The sequence below is a fragment of the Ruegeria sp. AL2 genome, assembly GCF_056540845.1.
Genome location: NZ_JBQFXM010000012.1, coordinates 100,125 through 116,592 on the forward strand (window position 1 = coordinate 100,125; position 16,468 = coordinate 116,592).

Consider the following 16,468-nt stretch of genomic DNA (forward strand, 5'->3'; position numbering starts at 1 on the left):
TCAGATCACCCCCAGTTCCTTGCCGACTTTGCCAAAGGCCGCCAGAGCGCGGTCCAGTTCGTCCCGCGTCAGGGCGGCGTTCATCTGTGTTCTGATCCGCGCCTGCCCGCGGGGAACAACAGGAAAGAAGAAGCCCGAGACATACACGCCCTCGTCAAACAGCTTGGTGGCCATCTCTTGTGCCAGCGTCGCGTCGCCCAGCATGACAGGGATGATCGGATGTTCGCCGGGCAAAACGTCAAAGCCAAGCTTTTCCAAACCGGCACGCCAGTACTTTGCGTTTCCGAACAACTGCGCGCGTAGAATGTCGCCTTCTTCGACCAGGCGGATCGCCTCAATCCCTGCGGCGACGATGGATGGCGGCAGCGAGTTCGAGAACAGATAGGGCCGCGCCCGCTGCCGCAGCAGGTCGATCACTGGCTGCGGCCCGGCGATGTAGCCGCCGATTGCCCCCCCAAGTGCCTTGCCCAAAGTTCCAGTCAGAATGTCGACATCAACACCAAAGTGATCCGGTGTTCCTGCACCGCGCGGCCCCATGAAGCCCGTTGCATGGCAATCATCGACCATCACGATGGCGTCGTATTTGTCAGCCAGTTCGCGAATTTTCGGCAGGTTGGCCAGATAGCCATCCATCGAGAACACGCCATCGGTTGCGATCATGATGTGACGCGCGCCATCCTCGCGCGCTTGCTTCAGCCACGCTTCCAGGTCGTTCATGTCATTGTTCAGATAGCGATAGCGCTTGGCCTTGCACAGCCGCACCCCGTCAATGATCGAGGCGTGGTTCAGACTGTCCGAAATGATGGCATCTTCAGGCCCCAGCAACGGTTCGAACAGCCCGCCATTGGCATCAAAGCAGGCCGCAAACAGGATCGCATCGTCCTTGTTCAGGAACTTCGCCAACCGCTGTTCCAGTTCACGGTGAATATCCTGCGTCCCGCAGATGAACCGGACCGAGGCCATACCGAATCCTTTCGGACCCATCGCATTTGTTGCGGCCTCGATCAGCGCGGGGTGATCCGCAAGACCCAGATAGTTGTTGGCGCACAGGTTGATCACCCGTTTGCCGCCAACCGTAATCTCACCGCCCTGAGGCGAGGTGATCATTCGTTCGCGCTTATACAGCCCCTCGGATTCGATCTGCGCGAGTGTGTCCGTGATGTGGGACAGGAATGCATCTGCCATGGCGACCTCCGTTCAACTGAGTCGCACGTCTAACATAGCGGATGGATTTCCCAAATAGGGGAATTTCAATATACAGGAAAATTTTCCGTGAAGGCGGAAATCTGCTGATGTTAGGCGTTCTTTACGATCAGAAACACCCGCGCTGGTTCTTTGGCCGAGATGGAATGCACGATATCCGCGGCATAGCGGGCGGTATCCCCTTGGCTCAGTTCCGACACGGCACTGCCCGATGTAACCTTGACGGCGCCTTCCAGCACGGTCAGCTGCTCACGCGCGCCGCGCGCATGGGGCTGGCTGTTCAAGGCCCCGCCTTTGTCGAACTCGATATCGTAAACCTCATGACCTCCGGCCTCTTCCGGCGGGGACAGGATGCGAATGCGGCAGTTCTGCCCCATATTGTCGATGCTGGGCACTTCGGACGCGCGCAGCACCTCGATCTGATCACTGGCTTTTGAACCTTCCAGAAGACCGGCAAAATCCACCTGTAGCGCACGGGTCAGGTTCCAGAGGGTCGAGATCGTCGGGCTACTTTCCCCGCGTTCGATCTGGCTAACCATGGATCTGGACACGCCACTCAGGTTTGCGACTGCTTCCAGCGACAGTCCTTTGGCCCGGCGTGCGTTTTTCAGGCGGGCGGGCAAAAGGTTCAGGATATCGTCTGTGTTCTCCGTCATGACGGAATCCATGCGTGTTGGGACCCCGCTTGTCAATTCCATCCGTGACGGCACGTCCTATAGGACAGGATCATGCTGCATGTGCATACTGACGACGATTCCAAGAGGAGAAAGACATGACAGACATCGTATTGTTGGATGGTGCGCGCACCGCGATTGGAACTTTTGGTGGCGCACTTGCGTCAACCGCGCCCATTGATCTGGCGACGGTGGTCACCGAAGCGGCCTTGGAGCGGTCAGGGGTAGAAGGTGCTCAAATCGGGCATGTTGTGTTTGGTCATGTCATCAACACCGAGCCTCGGGACATGTACCTGTCGCGCGTTGCCGCGATGCAGGCCGGGATTCCGAACGGCACCCCTGCGATGAATGTAAACCGACTGTGTGGTTCAGGCGCACAGGCGATCGTGTCGGCAATGCAGTCCTTGATGCTTGGCGATGCCGATTTTGCCGTGGCAGGTGGGGCAGAAAGCATGTCGCGAAGCCCTTACATTGTTCCACAGGCACGCTGGGGCGCGAAAATGGGTGATGTCACATCACTGGACATGATGCTGGGTGCGTTGAACTGCCCCTTTGGCACAGGGCACATGGGTGTGACGGCCGAGAACGTTGCCGATGAACACCAGATCAGCCGTGAACAGATGGACGAATTCGCCCTTGCCAGCCAGACCCGCGGGGCCGCCGCAATTGAAGCCGGATATTTCGAAAGCCAGATCGTGCCCGTTCAGGTGAAGGTCAAGCGGGACATGGTGGATTTCAAAGTTGATGAGCATCCCAAAGCGACGACCGCCGAAGCGCTGGCCGGGTTGCGACCTGTGTTCAAGAAAGATGGGCGTGTAACGGCAGGCAATGCCTCGGGCATCAACGATGGCGCGGCGGCGATGGTTCTGGCAACGGCGGATGCGGCGGAAAAGGCCGGGTTGAAGCCAAAAGCGCGTGTAATCGGCTATGCACATGCTGGCGTGCGCCCCGAAGTCATGGGTATTGGCCCGGTACCGGCCGTGCAAAACCTGCTCAGGAAGACGGGTCTTTCGGTGGAAGATTTCGATGTGATCGAAAGCAACGAAGCATTTGCCGCGCAGGCGCTGGCCGTCAATCAGGAGCTTGGGTTGGATGCAGCGAAAGTGAACCCGAATGGAGGCGCGATAGCGCTGGGGCACCCTGTAGGCGCGACGGGCGCCATCATTACCATGAAGACACTTTACGAGTTGGAGCGTACAGGTGGATCAAAAGGGTTGATCACCATGTGTATTGGTGGCGGTCAGGGGATAGCCATTGCCATCGAGCGGCTCTGATCCAGGTTTGGGCAAGGGGGGCTGTCTGCCCCCCCATCGCGCAAGGCGCGATTCCCCCCGAGGATGTTTTCAGCCAGATGAAGCTGCGGATCACAACCAGCCGAGTGTCGTGATCAACAAAACTATGGCTGCGCCGGCAACTGCACCGAGAGCGGCTGGCAGGATTTTTGGCAAAAGACCCGAGTTTTTCGGTTCTTCTTTGTGTGTCTGTGCAATCAACGCGTTTTCGACCAATGTCGGCAGGCGCGGACCAAAGCGTGCCAGAACCAAAGCGGTTTTGGCAAAGTCACGAAGCGCGGCGCGCGGGCCGATGGATTGTTTAATGTAATCTTCGACCACGGGGCGGGCGACTTCCCAGATATTGATGTGGTCATCCAGTGACCGGGCAACACCTTCAACCACGACCATCGTGCGCTGTAGGAGGATCAGCTCGGTACGTGTCTCCATGCCAAAACGCTCTGTCACTTCGAACAGATAGCTTAGCAAACGGCCCATCGAAATATGCGAGGCATCCATACCGAAGATCGGTTCGCCAACCGCACGCAGGGCGCGGGCGAATTCATCGACGTCCTGATGTGCAGGAACGTAACCGGCTTCGAAATGCACTTCGGCCACGCGCTTGTAGTCGCGGCGGATGAAACCGAACAGGATCTCGGCATAGACCCGGCGCGTGTATTCGTCGATATGGCCCATGATACCGTAATCATAAGCGATGATGTCACCGTTGGCGGCGACCTTTAGGTTGCCCTGATGCATATCGGCGTGGAAATAGCCGTCGCGCAAGGCGTGAAGAAGGAATAGACGCAGCACACGTTCAGCCAGGTCGCGGCGATCGTGGCCTGCGGCGTCCAGTGCGTCATTTTCACCCAATGCAACACCGTCGGCCCAGCTGAGTGTCATCACGCGCCGTGCCGACAGTGACCACAAGACGGGCGGCAGCCAGAACCCTGTGTCGTCTTTTGTGTTGGCCGCGTATTCCGAGGCGGCAGCGCTTTCCAGACGCAGATCCAGTTCGCCCCGAACAACGCCGTCAAAATGTTCAATGACCTCCATGGGCCTCAGACGGCGGGCACCGGGGGCGAAAAGCTGCACGATGCGAGCAGCGAAATAAAATGCATCCACATCCTTACGAAATGCGCGCTCGATCCCCGGGCGCAGAACTTTGACGGCGACATCTTCGCCTGTGTTAACCAGTTTGGCTTTGTGGACCTGAGCGATGGACGCGGCTGCAATAGGTTCACTGAACTCAGAGAACACGTCCGCCACAGGCTGTCCAAGTTCCTTTTCAACCTCGGCCATGGCTTTTGTCCGGGAAAAAGGCGGGAGTTTGTCCTGTAGGACACGTAATTGTTCTGCCAGTTCGTTGCCGACGACATCAGGGCGGGTGGAAAGCACCTGCCCGAATTTGATATATGCCGGACCCAAAGCGGTCAGGGCACGGGTTGCGGGTGGCATCTGCGGGTCGCCTTTGTAGCCCAGCCACTGAAACGGTTTGCCCAAAGCATGAGCGATGACGCGAAGCGGGCGCGGGGCTTCGAATGCATCCAGCACGACATTCATGGCACCGGTGCGCTCAAGCGTGGCACCCGTTCGGATCAGGCGGATGATATTATGTGGGCCACGCATGTGTCAGATTTTCCAGCCGGAATGCAGCGCGGCGATACCCATGCTGAGATTGCGGTATTTGGCGTTTTCGAAGCCAGCAGTTCGGACCATGTTCAGGAAGGTTTCCTGATCAGGAAACTTACGGATCGACTCCACCAGATACTGATAGCTGTCGTAATCATTCGCGATCAGTTTTCCCATGCGTGGAATGACATTGAAACTGTAGAGGTCATAGAGCTTTTGCAACCCGTCATTAGGAAGCTGACTGAACTCCAGCACCATCAGGCGGCCACCGGGTTTCAGCACGCGAAAGGCTTCGTTCAGGGCCTCTTGCGGGCGCGTCACGTTCCGGATGCCGAACGAGATCGTGTAGACGTCAAAGGTGTTGTCCTCGAACGGCAGGGCCATGGCATCGCCCACCACCCAGTTCAGGCTGTCGGCCATCTGGTCGGCTTCGGCGCGTTGCCGGCCTTCGACCAGCATGGGTTCTGTCAGATCAAGAACCGTGGCATGGCCATAGCCTGCACGTTTCAGAAAGCGAAAGGAAATGTCACCGGTTCCGCCCGCAACATCCAGCAAACGCTGACCGGGACGCGGAGCTAGCCAGTCCATCATCGCGTCTTTCCAGACCCGGTGGATACCCATCGACATGACATCGTTCATCACGTCATATTTCGAGGCGACCGAGTTGAACACGCCCTGCACGCGCCCGGCCTTGTCAGCCTCGCGTACGGTTTCGAACCCGAAATGAGTGGTGTTGTCGCTGTTGTCGGACATAAGCCTTGCCGTTTGTCGAATTTCGCTTCTGTTATAGGGCTCTGGAAGCGGGGCACAATGCGGCCCTTTGGAATAGGAGCCCTGTAATGCCGGAATTGCCCGAGGTCGAGACCGTAAGACGCGGCCTGAGCCTTGCGATGGAGGGGGTCGAGATCGAACGCGCCGATGTGAATCGCCCGGATCTGCGCTGGCCATTTCCCGAACGCATGGCAGAACGGCTGACCGGGCAGCGCGTGGATCGGTTACGGCGGCGATCAAAATATATCCTGGCCGATCTCAGCAGCGGCGAGACATTGTTGATCCATCTGGGGATGTCCGGGCGAATGACGGTGTCAGGGGATCCACTAGGTCATTTCCTGCGCGAACATCCTGCCGCTGATAAACATGACCATGTTGTTTTTCACATGGCCAACGGGACGCGTATCACATTTAACGATCCACGCCGGTTCGGAGCGATGGACCTGCTGCCCACAGCCACAGCCGAGGATCACAAGCTTCTGGCGGTTCTGGGACCAGAGCCCTTGGGCAATGATTTCCACGAGCAACACCTGATTGAGGCGCTCAAAGGCAGGAATACCCCAGTCAAATCAGCCCTGCTGGATCAGGGAATCGTTGCCGGATTGGGGAATATCTATGTTTGCGAAGCGCTTTATCGCGGCAAGGTGTCGCCACGTCGCAAAGCAGGGCAAATTTCTGCGGCGCGTGTCGCATCGCTGGTTCCCATCATTCGGAAGGTGTTGCAGGACGCGATCCAAGCAGGCGGATCATCCCTGCGGGATTTCCGGCAAGCTGATGGAGAACTTGGATATTTTCAGCACAGTTTTGATGTCTACGGTCGTGAAGGAAAGCCCTGCCGAACCGAGGGTTGCAATGGTCTGATCCAGAGAATCACCCAGTCCGGTCGCTCATCCTTCTACTGTGCGCAATGCCAAAGATAGCTTGATCCAGAGAATTCGCGTGGTAAGGACTCGTAACTGAACGGAACAACCGGAAGCTTTTTTCTCATGGCTTTTGAGACGATCATCGTCGAAATCGAAGACCACGTCGCCCTAATCAAACTCGACAGACCAGATGCGTTGAATGCGCTGAACTCCCAGTTACTGGGTGAGTTGTGTACCGCGCTGGAAGAGGCGGACAGCAACGACAAGGTGCGTTGCATCGTCATCACCGGATCGGACAAGGCCTTTGCCGCAGGCGCGGACATCAGGGAAATGTCCGAGATGAGCTTTGTCGATGTCTACACAACCAACCTTTTTGCTGATGCAAACGATCGGGTTTCGGCGATTCGCAAACCGATCATCGCCGCGGTCGCGGGCTATGCTCTGGGTGGGGGATGCGAGTTGGCAATGCTTTGCGATTTCATCATTGCTGCGGACACTGCAAAATTCGGCCAGCCTGAAATCAACCTTGGCGTCATAGCCGGGTTGGGCGGCACCCAGCGTTTGACGCGCTTTGTCGGCAAGTCCAAGGCGATGGACATGAACCTGACTGGGCGGTTCATGGACGCGGACGAAGCCGAGCGCGCTGGTTTGGTCAGCCGGGTCGTACCGGCCAAGAAGCTGATCGAAGAAGCCGTCGGTGCGGCGCAAAAAATAGCCGAGAAATCGGCACTGACGGCAGCGGCGGCAAAAGAAGCGGTCAATCGCAGTTACGAGCTTCCGCTGAGTGAAGGTATGCTGTTTGAGCGTCGGGTCTTCCATTCCATGTTTGCCACCGAAGACCAGAAAGAAGGCATGGCGGCGTTTCTTGAAAAGCGGGCTGCGCAGTTTCGTGACAAGTAGAACGCAAGAGACTAATGAAAGGCGGGTGTTGCCCGCCTTTTCTTTGCCGGGTCTGTGAGATCCAAGAATCGGCTTGGCAATCCTTGAAATGTTCGGTAATGAGCGCCGCAATACATGCGCGTGCGGCCCGCTTGGCCCGACTCACACTCGTGATTTCTGATCCGGTGCGGATATGTCCGTGGCGCGCAACCCTTGATAACCGTACCGAACGAAGGTCAGAGACACATGGCAAATTCGCCCCAGGCAAAGAAACGCGCCCGTCAGAACGAAAAGCGTTTCGCTGTTAACAAAGCGCGTCGTTCGCGCATCCGCACCTATCTGCGTAAAGTCGAAGAAGCGATTGCATCCGGTGACAAAGATGCGGCAACCGCAGCACTGCGCGCCGCCCAGCCCGAGCTGATGCGCGGCGTCACCAAAGGCGTGTTCCACAAGAACACTGCTGCGCGTAAAATGTCGCGCCTGTCGGCCCGGGTCAAAGCTCTGGGTTGAAGCCTGCGGGTTACCCTAGGTCAAGTCAGCAAGGCTGAACTAATGTCAAAGGCGCTGCGCATTGCGGCGCCTTTTTTCGTGTTGCCGGAATACCGCGCCTTCACGAAACCGAGAGATTCTTTCGACCAAAGACCCGAGTCAATATCAGAGTTTCGTTGCCGCGCCCCATTTCAAGTTGCTACCACTGATGTCAGCGATTCACTCGCTTGGGGGGACAGGCTGTTTACTCGATCGGACTGACGGGCATCAGATCGATCAGGAAACATTCGTCGACGACTGGCGCAAGCTGGGCTGCCGATCTGCCGCGAAGTCCGGATTATCCGGGATTCTCGGCCCTGTCTGAAAAATGAGATTGTGACGTGCAGCCCGAGTTTCGGGACGCTCATTTATTGTTGAGCGTCGAAAATCCGGGTGCACCGAACTTTCAGGGGCGATCCCGCCAAGCCGTTAGGTTTGGCGACAGGTTCCCTTTGGGCGTGTGAATGCAAGACCGGGCAACCGGCTTCGTATGATAAGGCCGACAGGCCAATAAGAATGGGATGCGTGAGGCGCTGAATGACACAAGAGAAATGGGGACTACTGCGTAACAAATTGCTGAAGGCTGTCGGTCGGAATAATTACACCACATGGATCGAGCCTCTGGAATTTAAAGAGCTGCAGGATGGTGTGGCGGTTTTTTCCGTGCCAACGAACTTTATGGGGAACTACGTCAGCCAGAATTTTGCGGACCTCATCTTGTACGAGCTGAATACGGCTGGGGAAACCGTTCAGCGTCTGGACTTCCGTGTTGCTGCCAACTCGCCCGCGCGTCCCAAGCCCGCAGCCAAGGTGGTCACCGAAACTCAGCCAGAGCCGGTACCCTTAGCGGCGACGGATAGTGCGCAGAACGCTTTGGAGTCGTTGCAGGCCGCGCCGCTCGATTCACGTTTCACCTTTGACAGTTTTGTGGTGGGCAAACCCAACGAGCTGGCCCATGCTGCCGCGCGCCGTGTGTCCGAAGGTGGCCCGGTAACATTCAACCCGCTTGTTCTGTATGGTGGAGTGGGTCTGGGTAAGACCCACCTGATGCACGCAATTGCCTGGGAGCTGAAAACCAAGCATCCGGAACTGAATGTCCTGTACCTGTCAGCCGAACAGTTCATGTATCGCTTCGTGCAGGCCCTGCGGGAACGCCGGATGATGGATTTCAAACATTTGTTCCGTTCGGTCGATGTGTTGATGGTCGATGACGTGCAGTTCATTGCCGGAAAGGATTCTACTCAGGAAGAGTTTTTCCATACGTTCAATGCGCTGGTGGATCAGAACAAGCAGATCATCATCTCGGCCGACCGCGCCCCGGGCGAAATCAAGGATCTGGAAGATCGTGTAAAGTCCCGCCTTCAATGTGGTTTGGTCGTTGACCTGCATCCGACCGACTATGAATTGCGTCTGGGCATTCTTCAGAACAAGGTCCAGCAATATAGCAGTTCCTATCCCGACCTGACGATTGCAGATGGCGTCCTTGAATTTTTGGCTCATCGTATCTCGACCAATGTCCGCGTGCTGGAAGGTGCTCTGACACGTCTGTTTGCCTTTGCCTCGTTGGTTGGACGCGAGATCGACATGGAGCTGACGCAGGATTGTCTGGCAGATGTCCTGCGCGCATCCGAGCGTAAGATCACGGTTGAAGAGATTCAGCGGAAAGTATCCGAATACTACAACATCCGCATGTCTGATATCATCGGTCCCAAGCGCCTGCGATCCTACGCGCGCCCTCGTCAGGTGGCGATGTATCTGTGCAAGCAGCTGACCAGCCGGTCGCTGCCAGAGATCGGCCGCCGGTTCGGCGGGCGCGACCACACCACGGTCATGCATGGCGTCAAGCGCATTGAAGAGCTGAAACTGACCGATGGTCAGATCGCTGAAGACGTGGAAATGCTGCGCCGTTCTCTCGAAGCCTGAACCGGGCCAGTAGTGCTAAGAAACGCTCCGGACTTCTGTGCCGGGGCGTTTTTTGTGCGTAAGAATCCACGGTTGCACCAGAACTGAGGCGTGTGGGGCACGCCGCACTTGACGGTTGGTGCATTCCAACCCAGAAATCCGTAAAAAATCCTTGTGCCTCGGGGTGGAACCGCTAACGTGCCAGTCCCGCCCATGTCGGTACGCAAGTCAGAGGAATTGAGGGTATGAAGATCAGCATTGAACGCGGCACCCTTCTTAAAGCCGTTTCGCAGGCTCAGTCCGTTGTAGAACGTCGCAATACCATTCCTATACTTGCCAATGTCCTGATCGAGGCCGAAGGCGATCAGGTCCAGTTCCGTGCCACCGATCTGGATATCGAAGTGGTCGATAAGGCACCCGCACAGGTCGAAAAGGCGGGCGCGACGACCGTCGCGGCAACAACCCTGCATGAGATTGTGCGCAAACTGCCGGACGGTGCGCTGGTGACATTGACTGCTGACAGCGCCGCAGGACGGCTGACAGTTGAAGCGGGTCGGTCGAATTTTTCGCTGGCGACACTGCCAAAAGAAGATTTTCCGGTGATGGCGTCCTCGGAATATCAATCGAATTTCAGCGCGTCGGCAGCATTGCTGCGCCGGTTGTTCGACAAGTCAAAATTCGCCATCTCGACCGAAGAGACCCGGTACTATCTGAACGGTGTGTACATGCATGTGGCAGATGGGTCCGAGGGTGGAAAAGTGTTGCGTTGTGTGGCCACCGATGGCCACCGGCTTGCGAGAATTGACGCAGATTTGCCAGCTGGCGCGGCGGATATGCCCGGCGTGATCGTGCCTCGCAAAACAGTGGGCGAGTTGCGCAAGCTGTTGGATGACGACGAGATGGATATCGCCGTTTCGGTCAGTGAAACCAAGGTACGCTTTGCCACGCCGGATATCACGCTGACGTCGAAGGTTATTGACGGCACCTTCCCCGACTACACACGTGTTATCCCACAAGGAAATACCCGCAAGCTTGAAGTGGATGCTGCTGAATTCGCGCAGGCCGTAGATCGCGTGGCGACTGTTTCGTCGGAACGGTCGCGGGCAGTGAAGTTGCAATTGGAAGGCGACAAGCTGATCTTGTCGGTGAATGCTCCTGACAGCGGCGCGGCCGAGGAGGAATTGGCTGTCGCTTACGGAGATGAGCGGTTGGAGATCGGGTTCAACGCCAAATACCTGTTGGAGATTGCGTCTCAGGTGGATCGTGAGAATGCAGTTTTCCTGTTCAACTCGGCTGGTGACCCGACATTGATGCGTGAAGGCAACGATCTGAGCGCTGTATACGTCGTCATGCCGATGCGCGTCTGATCGCGCGGATGCGATGCCTCCGGCGGGAGTATTTTTGAAAAGATGAAGGGAGGGGTCATGGGATTGGCCCTGACCGAGCTAACGGTCTCGCATTTTCGATCTCATAAGCTGGCGCGGTTGTCTCTGGACGGCCGACCGGTTGCCATTCACGGGCCGAACGGGGCCGGGAAGACCAATATTCTTGAAGCGGTGTCGTTGTTTTCGCCCGGTCGCGGGATGCGGCGGGCGAGCGCGGCCGAGATGACCCGTCGGCCCGAGGCGTTGGGTTGGAAACTGTCCGGGTTGCTGGACGCTCAGGGGCAGCGGTTTGAAATCGAAACCTGGTCCGAGGGCAGCGCAGCGCGACAGGTGCGAATTGATGGCAAGTCGGCGACCCAGATCAATCTGGGGAAACTTGCACGGGTAGTCTGGCTGACCCCGTCCATGGACCGTCTGTGGATTGAAGGGGCTGAGGGACGCCGTCGGTTTCTGGACCGTATCGCGCTGAGTTTTGACCCGGCCCACGCCGAAACATCGCTGATTTATGAAAAAGCGATGCGCGAACGTAACCGTCTGCTGAAAGAGCAGATCAGGGACGCGCATTGGTACGCCGCGCTTGAAGGGCAGTTGGCCGAGACGGGGCACCGCATCCATACCGCGCGGTTGAGGTCGCTGGATCTTCTACGGGCGGCGCAGGACCGGGCGGAAACGGTCTTTCCTTCGGCCGAACTGGAGTTGGTGCAAACCGAAGGCGCAATGCCCGAGACAGCGGAAGATTTGCGAGACGCGTTGAGCGAGAGCCGGTTCAAGGATCTGGCAGCGGGCCGAACCCTGGTGGGGCCGCATCGGTCCGACCTGTACGGTGTGTTCGCGGCCAAGGGCGTGCCGGCACGGGAGTGTTCCACTGGTGAGCAGAAAGCGCTCTTGGTGTCGCTGATCCTGTCCAATGCGCGGGCGCTGGCGGCGATGCTGGGCGCACCTCCGATCGTTCTGCTGGATGAGGTGGCCGCGCATCTGGATGCTGGGCGGCGTGCAGCGCTTTATGACGAGATTTGCGCGCTGGGCGCTCAGGCCTGGATGACGGGTACCGGGCCTGAGCTGTTTGCGGAAATGGGCGACCGGGCCCAGACGCTGATCGTTACCGACAGCGATCAGGGCTCGGTCGTGACCGCTTAGGCCGGTTCGCTGACTTTGCGTTCCCACAGAAAGCCGCGCATAACCTCGTCCACCGGGGTTTTGGCCATGTGGTTGACGTAGTTCGACATGGTTTTCTGGGCCAGACCCAGCACGACATCCAGAACCGCGCGGTGTGAATAGCCCGCGTCAAAGAACGCCTGAAGCTGGTCTTCGGTCGGGTTGCCGCGGGTTTCCATCACTTGCAGGGTGAAGGTGCGCAGTGCTTCGAGTTTGGCTGAAGGCAACGGAGTTTCGTTACGCAGGGCGTCCGATATCTCGTCCGAGATCTTCATCATCTTGGCGATCCCGGTGTGGGCGGGCACGCAGTAGTGGCATTCGTTTTCCACATTGATGGTCTGCCAGACGACGGTTTTCTCATCATTGTCGAAATCAGTTTGCAGGAACAGGCCGTGCAGAACCTGATAGCCTTCCAGATGCTGAGGGCTTTCGGCCATGACCTTATGCAGGCCGGGCAAGCGACCAAAAGCGGCCTGAGACTTTTGCAGCAGCGGTTTGGACGCTTCAGGCGCGGTTTCGAGGTCGTGAGACGGGAAATTGGCCATGTCGGAACTCCTGTTTCTGGCGCGATGGGTCGTATTTAGGGTTTCTTGAGTGAACGCTCAAGTATATACTTGAGTGAACGTTCAAAAATTGGTGATGCTGATGCCCCGCAAACCCGCATACGATCGTGACGTGTTGATCGCGAAGGCGAAGGATATCTTCTGGCGTCAGGGCTGGGCTGGTACATCGCTGAAGGATCTGGAGCGGGAACTGAAGCTGAAGCCTGGCAGTTTTTATGCGGCGTTCGGGTCGAAAGATGCGCTCTATGCGCTGACGCTGGAGAGTTATACGCAAGAAGGTGTGGCGCGCTTAAAGGCCCTGGCAGAGAGACTGGGTCCGAAGGAGGCGCTGAAAGCGCAGCCCCGATTGGTGATCGAAGCGGTCGAGACCCCGGCAAAGGCCTGCATGTTGGCAAAGACATATGCCGAGTTGAAGGCGAAGGATCATGACCTTGCGGATCAGGCGGCGCATCACATGGCGGAAATGAAAGGCTGTTTCGCTGATCTGTTTCGCAGGGCTCAGGATGCCGGTGAAATCGGGGCGGGACATGATCCGGATCGACTGGCGGCACGGTATCAGTCGGACATTCTCGGGCTGCGATTGTCGGCCGAGCGCAAGGATGTCGACGCGTTGGAAATTGCCGCGGATATCGCTTCTGATATCGATCGTTTGTGATCCCTTTTTCGGGCGGCAAAAAACGATCCGGAACAACACAAAATATTGGGGGATGGCGTGACAATCCCTACCAGAAAACGTATAAGTTACCAAAATAATATAGGTACTGACTGAATGTCCGAAGACGCACAGGCCCCCCAAGAATACGGCGCAGATTCTATCAAGGTTCTCAAGGGCTTGGAGGCAGTTCGCAAACGCCCCGGCATGTATATCGGGGACACGGATGATGGCTCGGGTCTGCACCATATGGTGTATGAAGTTGTCGACAACGGGATTGACGAGGCTTTGGCGGGTCATGCCGACCATGTGACGGTGAAAATTCACGCCGATTCCAGTGTTTCGGTCAGCGACAATGGACGCGGTATTCCGGTGGACATCCACCCGGAAGAAGGCGTGTCGGCGGCCGAGGTCATCATGACCCAGCTGCACGCCGGTGGGAAATTCGACAGCAACTCGTACAAGGTGTCGGGCGGCCTGCACGGTGTGGGTGTTTCCGTGGTGAACGCGCTTTCGGATTGGCTGGAACTGCGCGTCTGGCGCAATGGCAAAGAGCACATCGCGCGATTTGAAGGTGGCGAAACCGTTGAGCACCTGAAGGTTGTTGGCGAATGCGGGGACCGGACAGGAACAGAGGTGCGGTTTCTGGCTTCGACCGACACATTCTCGAACCTTGAATACTCATTCGAGACATTGGAAAAACGCCTGCGCGAACTGGCTTTCCTGAATTCGGGCGTTCGGATCATCCTGATTGACGAGCGTCCGGCGGAACGGCTGGAAACCGAGCTGTTCTATGAAGGTGGGGTCAAGGAGTTCGTCAAGTACCTCGACCGGTCCAAAACCCCTGCTATGTCCGAGCCGATCTATATCAAGGGCGAGCGCGACGATATCGGTGTGGAAATCGCAATGTGGTGGAATGACAGCTATCACGAGTCTGTACTGCCCTTTACCAACAATATTCCTCAGCGCGATGGCGGTTCCCATGTGGCGGGTTTCCGTGGTGCCCTAACCCGGACGATCAACAACTACGCGCAGTCCAGCGGGATCGCGAAAAAGGAAAAGGTCAGCTTTACCGGTGATGACGCGCGCGAAGGTCTGACCTGTGTGCTGTCGGTCAAAGTGCCTGATCCGAAATTCTCGTCGCAGACCAAAGACAAGCTGGTCAGTTCCGAGGTTCGCCCAGCGGTCGAGGGTCTGATGAACGAAAAACTTGCCGAGTGGTTCGAAGAAAACCCGACCGAGGCCAAGGCGATCGTCGGCAAGATCATCGAAGCTGCACTGGCGCGCGAGGCCGCGCGCAAGGCGCGTGAACTGACCCGCCGCAAAACGGCTATGGATGTGAACTATCTGGCGGGGAAGCTGAAGGATTGTTCCGAAAAAGACCCGTCCAAAACCGAAGTCTTCCTTGTCGAGGGTGATTCAGCCGGAGGGTCGGCGCAAACGGGCCGTGACCGGCTGACACAAGCGGTTCTGCCTCTGCGCGGTAAGATCCTGAACGTGGAACGCGCGCGGTTTGACAGGATGTTGTCCTCGCAAGAGATCGGTAATCTTGTCATGGCTCTGGGCACGGGTATCGGCCGTGATGAGTTCAATATTGAAAAGTTGCGTTACCACAAGATTGTCATCATGACCGATGCGGATGTGGACGGTGCGCACATCCGGACTCTGCTGCTGACGTTCTTCTACCGGCAAATGCCTGAGCTGATCGAAGGTGGGTATCTCTATATTGCGCAGCCGCCGCTTTATAAGGTTTCGCGTGGAAAATCAGAGGTTTATCTGAAAGATCAGGCGGCTCTGGACGATTATCTGGTCAACCAGGGGATCGAGGGCGCCGTGCTGAAACTGGGTTCGGGTGAAGAGATCACCGGGCAGGACCTGGCCCGCGTGGTGGACGAAGCGCGCCAGTTGAAACGCGTTCTGGACGCCTTCCCGACGCACTACCCGCGCCACATTCTGGAACAGGCCGCCGTTGCAGGTGCCTTTGTGCCGGGTGCGGTGGACGCAGACCTGCAAGGGGTGGCTGACAAGGTTGCCGCCCGTCTGGACCTGATCGCGCTGGAGTATGAGCGTGGCTGGCAGGGCCGGATCACACAGGATCACGGAATTCGGCTGGCCCGCATTCTGCGTGGTGTCGAAGAGGTTCGCACCTTGGACGGCCCGATGTTGCGGTCGGGAGAAGCGCGCAAAACAGGCAACTTCACGCAAAGCCTGCAAGAGGTCTACAACACTTCGGCCACGTTGATCCGCCGTGATCGTAGCCAATTGATCCACGGTCCGCTGGACCTGTTGCGCGCCATTCTGGAAGAAGGGGAAAAGGGCCTGTCCTTGCAGCGCTACAAAGGTCTGGGAGAGATGAACCCCGGCCAGCTTTGGGAAACGACTTTGGACCCGGATGCACGCACGCTGCTGCAAGTGCGCGTTGACGATATGGTGGAAGCTGACGATCTGTTCACCAAGCTAATGGGTGATGTTGTCGAACCTCGTCGAGAATTTATCCAGAAAAACGCACTGAGCGTCGAGAATCTGGATTTCTGACGGTTTGTAGGTTTGCGCATAGCACTTCGCGCACCCAATAAGTTTGCGTAGTTTGCCCATAGTTTTGCGCTGCGCGATTGTCTGCCCTAGCGGTGAATTCAATCAGTATTTGGCGTAGTCGTTGCGGTTATGGTCCTTTGCGTTGCTCAATCCCGCAAAGGGCCTCCCTAAGGAACCTTGGGTTCCATGCGGCATTTTTGCTTGGATTCTCGCGAAGGTCTGCGACGCGCAGAAAGCAGACTTCGCAAAGTCTAGCTACGGCCCATACCACCAAAACTAGATTCTGAGCTTGCAGCTCACACAGCGGACATTGATCGATATAGCTCAGCGCACTGGCAGTCGGCCTTGTTGTCACACACGATGCTAGGTCATGTTGACAAAAGGGATTCACATCTGTCGGCGGGCATGATTCAAGCTGGTATCTACGACGGAGACCAGCTTGGCACGAGACCTGA

The 16,468-nt window shown here is 57.2% G+C and carries 14 protein-coding genes; 9 read left to right on the top strand and 5 right to left on the bottom strand.

What is annotated here, in order from left to right; translation table 11 throughout:
- Complete coding sequence (locus ACR0ID_RS14845) at window positions 1–1,185, bottom strand: glycine C-acetyltransferase (protein WP_480606558.1); 1,185 nt, start codon at window positions 1,183–1,185, stop codon at window positions 1–3.
- A gap of 110 nt (window positions 1,186–1,295) precedes the next feature.
- On the bottom strand, window positions 1,296–1,859 hold the full coding sequence (locus ACR0ID_RS14850; RefSeq protein WP_480606561.1) for a helix-turn-helix domain-containing protein: 564 nt from the start codon (window positions 1,857–1,859) through the stop codon (window positions 1,296–1,298).
- Between the two features lie 116 nt (window positions 1,860–1,975).
- On the opposite strand from ACR0ID_RS14850, the gene ACR0ID_RS14855 reads away from it, so the two are divergent.
- A complete protein-coding gene (locus tag ACR0ID_RS14855; protein WP_480606564.1) occupies window positions 1,976–3,151 on the top strand; it encodes an acetyl-CoA C-acyltransferase family protein in 1,176 nt (391 codons plus the stop codon).
- Window positions 3,152–3,241: 90 nt separating this feature from the next.
- On the opposite strand, the gene ubiB is transcribed toward ACR0ID_RS14855, so the two are convergent.
- Window positions 3,242–4,777, bottom strand: a complete 1,536-nt coding sequence (gene ubiB / locus ACR0ID_RS14860; RefSeq protein WP_480606567.1) for a 2-polyprenylphenol 6-hydroxylase — start codon at window positions 4,775–4,777, stop codon at window positions 3,242–3,244.
- 3 nt (window positions 4,778–4,780) lie between these two features.
- Window positions 4,781–5,533 (bottom strand): bifunctional demethylmenaquinone methyltransferase/2-methoxy-6-polyprenyl-1,4-benzoquinol methylase UbiE, encoded by a 753-nt coding sequence (gene ubiE, locus ACR0ID_RS14865; RefSeq protein ID WP_480474807.1) that lies wholly within the window; start codon window positions 5,531–5,533, stop codon window positions 4,781–4,783.
- Window positions 5,534–5,619: 86 nt separating this feature from the next.
- Here ubiE and mutM point away from each other — a divergent pair, with 86 nt between their 5' ends.
- The 6 genes from mutM (at window position 5,620) to recF (ending at window position 12,245) form a co-directional block, all read left to right on the top strand.
- Window positions 5,620–6,471: a bifunctional DNA-formamidopyrimidine glycosylase/DNA-(apurinic or apyrimidinic site) lyase gene (gene mutM / locus ACR0ID_RS14870; protein ID WP_480606570.1), complete on the top strand. Its 852-nt coding sequence runs from the start codon at window positions 5,620–5,622 to the stop codon at window positions 6,469–6,471.
- 66 nt (window positions 6,472–6,537) lie between these two features.
- Window positions 6,538–7,314, top strand: a complete 777-nt coding sequence (locus ACR0ID_RS14875; RefSeq protein WP_480494565.1) for an enoyl-CoA hydratase — start codon at window positions 6,538–6,540, stop codon at window positions 7,312–7,314.
- A gap of 225 nt (window positions 7,315–7,539) precedes the next feature.
- Window positions 7,540–7,803 carry a 30S ribosomal protein S20 gene (gene rpsT, locus ACR0ID_RS14880; RefSeq protein ID WP_039541017.1) on the top strand — a complete coding sequence of 88 codons (264 nt, stop codon included), beginning with the start codon at window positions 7,540–7,542 and terminating at the stop codon, window positions 7,801–7,803.
- 555 nt (window positions 7,804–8,358) lie between these two features.
- The gene (gene dnaA, locus ACR0ID_RS14885; RefSeq protein ID WP_480488104.1) at window positions 8,359–9,744 is read left to right on the top strand and encodes a chromosomal replication initiator protein DnaA; all 1,386 of its coding nucleotides are present in this window, start codon (window positions 8,359–8,361) and stop codon (window positions 9,742–9,744) included.
- Between the two features lie 224 nt (window positions 9,745–9,968).
- Entirely contained in the window at window positions 9,969–11,090 is a 1,122-nt protein-coding gene (gene dnaN, locus ACR0ID_RS14890) for a DNA polymerase III subunit beta (protein ID WP_480519984.1), read from the top strand.
- A gap of 57 nt (window positions 11,091–11,147) precedes the next feature.
- Window positions 11,148–12,245 carry a DNA replication/repair protein RecF gene (gene recF, locus ACR0ID_RS14895; protein ID WP_480606572.1) on the top strand — a complete coding sequence of 366 codons (1,098 nt, stop codon included), beginning with the start codon at window positions 11,148–11,150 and terminating at the stop codon, window positions 12,243–12,245.
- On the opposite strand, the gene ACR0ID_RS14900 is transcribed toward recF, so the two are convergent.
- Complete coding sequence (locus tag ACR0ID_RS14900; protein ID WP_209507178.1) at window positions 12,242–12,808, bottom strand: carboxymuconolactone decarboxylase family protein; 567 nt, start codon at window positions 12,806–12,808, stop codon at window positions 12,242–12,244. The two genes, recF and ACR0ID_RS14900, sit on opposite strands and share 4 nt — an antisense overlap.
- Window positions 12,809–12,908: 100 nt before the next feature.
- Here ACR0ID_RS14900 and ACR0ID_RS14905 point away from each other — a divergent pair, with 100 nt between their 5' ends.
- Together ACR0ID_RS14905 and gyrB are read left to right on the top strand one after the other, a co-directional pair.
- On the top strand, window positions 12,909–13,481 hold the full coding sequence (locus tag ACR0ID_RS14905; protein WP_480555246.1) for a TetR/AcrR family transcriptional regulator: 573 nt from the start codon (window positions 12,909–12,911) through the stop codon (window positions 13,479–13,481).
- Window positions 13,482–13,595: 114 nt separating this feature from the next.
- Entirely contained in the window at window positions 13,596–16,013 is a 2,418-nt protein-coding gene (gyrB, locus tag ACR0ID_RS14910) for a DNA topoisomerase (ATP-hydrolyzing) subunit B (protein ID WP_480474814.1), read from the top strand.
- Window positions 16,014–16,468 lie beyond the last annotated feature (455 nt).